The organism is Sutterella sp. (assembly GCF_052272535.1).
GTDB lineage: Bacteria > Pseudomonadota > Gammaproteobacteria > Burkholderiales > Burkholderiaceae_F > Sutterella.
Window position 1 is genome coordinate 1,572 of the sequence record NZ_DAVZJY010000246.1, and the last position, 1,680, is coordinate 3,251.

Below are 1,680 nucleotides of genomic sequence, written 5' to 3' on the forward strand. Positions count from 1 at the left end.
CGAGTGGCGGATTCAGAATCCGCTGCCTTAACCGGACTTGGCGATACCCCAGTAAATGTGGTGCGGTCGATGAGATTTGAACTCATACAGCCAAAGGCCGCTACCCCCTCAAAGTAGTGCGTCTACCAATTCCGCCACGACCGCTCGTGTCTTCCAAATTGTCAACTTGATCTAAGGGATGGCAGGGGTAGTAGGATTCGAACCTACGAGTGGCGGATTCAGAATCCGCTGCCTTAACCGGACTTGGCGATACCCCAGTAAGTGGTGCGGTCGATGAGATTTGAACTCATACAGCTAAAAGCCGCTACCCCCTCAAAGTAGTGCGTCTACCAATTCCGCCACGACCGCAGCAATCAAGTTGTTCTCTGATGAACTGTTTGTGAGTTGAGGAACTCGTTCATCAGAGGAGAAGCATTTTACCTCGGAATTTGGTTGACGGGGGCATTATTTTGCTTGTCACCCATCCCCTGTTCTTGGGATGTCGGCTGTTCGACCGTCGACAGAACGCCGCCCTGGGGCGCGGCGGCGCGCTTGTTGAAGGCGCCGGAGGCGAGGGTGAGGGCGATGGTGGAGCAGAAGAACACCGTGGCGGCGATGGCCGTGGAGCGCGAGAGGAAGTTCGCGCTGCCCGTGGCGCCGAAGACGGAGCCGGAGGCGCCGCTGCCGAAGGCCGCGCCGAGGTCGGCGCCCTTGCCGTGCTGCATCAGCACGAGGACGATGACGACGACCGCGGAGATGATCTGCAGAACAAGCGCGATGCTAAGCAGGAAGTGCATGGTCTTAACACCTTGTGGTGGAGAGATTAATTATGGGGTCGAGAGGCGCAGAGCGCTTCGCCGATGGCGTAGAAGCTCTGGGCTTTGAGCGAGGCGCCGCCCACGAGCGCGCCGTCGATGTCGGGCTCGGCGAAGAGTTCAGAGGCGTTTTCAGGGGTGACGCTGCCGCCGTAGAGGATGGGCGTCCGGCGGGCGGCCTCGAGAGAAGTCTGGGCGAGCCGGGCGCGGATGCCTTCATGAACGGCCTGGGCGGTCTGCGGGTCGGCCGAGCGTCCCGTGCCGATCGCCCAGACGGGTTCATAGGCGACGGCGAGGAGGCTCTCGGGCTTCACCACCGAGAGAACCGCATTGAGCTGACGCAGGATTACGGCGGGCGTGTCGCCGCGCTCGCGCTCCTCGAGCGTCTCGCCCACGCAGACGACCGGACGGATGCCGGACTTCACGAGGGCGACGGCCTTCATGGCGACGCGGTTGTCCGTTTCACCATAGAGACGGCGGCGCTCGGAGTGACCGACGATCGCAGCGGAGACGCCGAAGTCGGCGAGCATGGCGGCGGAAACCTCGCCCGTAAAGGCGCCCGAAGCGTTTTCGTTCACGTCTTCAGCGCCCACTTCGAGCGAGGTGCCCGAGCAGGCGGCGGTGAGTTCCGGAAGATAGATGAAGGGGGCGCAGACGACGGTGCGGCAGGAGAGCCGCAGGGGCTGGGCGAGGAAGTTCCGCACCCAGAGGCTGTTCGCCTCCCGCGAGCCGTTCATCTTCCAGTTGGCTATGACGATTTTGTCGCGCATGTATTGCGGTTCGGTCAGTAAAGGTGGTTTCTCAATGAAGTGCAGGGATTCTAGCGGGTTTGACCCGTGAGATCGCTTAAATCCCCGCGCCCGAGGGGCCCCGAGCGTGGAAGAGC

General features: G+C 62.0%; 2 protein-coding genes and 2 tRNA genes. All 4 read right to left on the reverse strand.

Going from position 1 to position 1,680, the window contains the following annotated elements; translation table 11 throughout:
* Positions 1–58: 58 nt before the first annotated feature.
* The 4 genes from ACT6Y9_RS09790 to tpiA all read right to left on the reverse strand — a co-directional run bounded on the left by ACT6Y9_RS09790 (position 59) and on the right by tpiA (position 1,564).
* Positions 59–144, reverse strand: a tRNA-Leu gene (locus tag ACT6Y9_RS09790).
* 118 nt (positions 145–262) lie between these two features.
* Positions 263–348 (reverse strand) — tRNA-Leu (locus ACT6Y9_RS09795).
* A gap of 68 nt (positions 349–416) precedes the next feature.
* Positions 417–776, reverse strand: coding sequence for a preprotein translocase subunit SecG (gene secG, locus ACT6Y9_RS09800; protein ID WP_443744387.1), 360 nt, complete (start codon positions 774–776; stop codon positions 417–419).
* A 26-nt stretch (positions 777–802) separates the two neighbouring features.
* Complete coding sequence (gene tpiA / locus ACT6Y9_RS09805; protein WP_295478452.1) at positions 803–1,564, reverse strand: triose-phosphate isomerase; 762 nt, start codon at positions 1,562–1,564, stop codon at positions 803–805.
* Positions 1,565–1,680 lie beyond the last annotated feature (116 nt).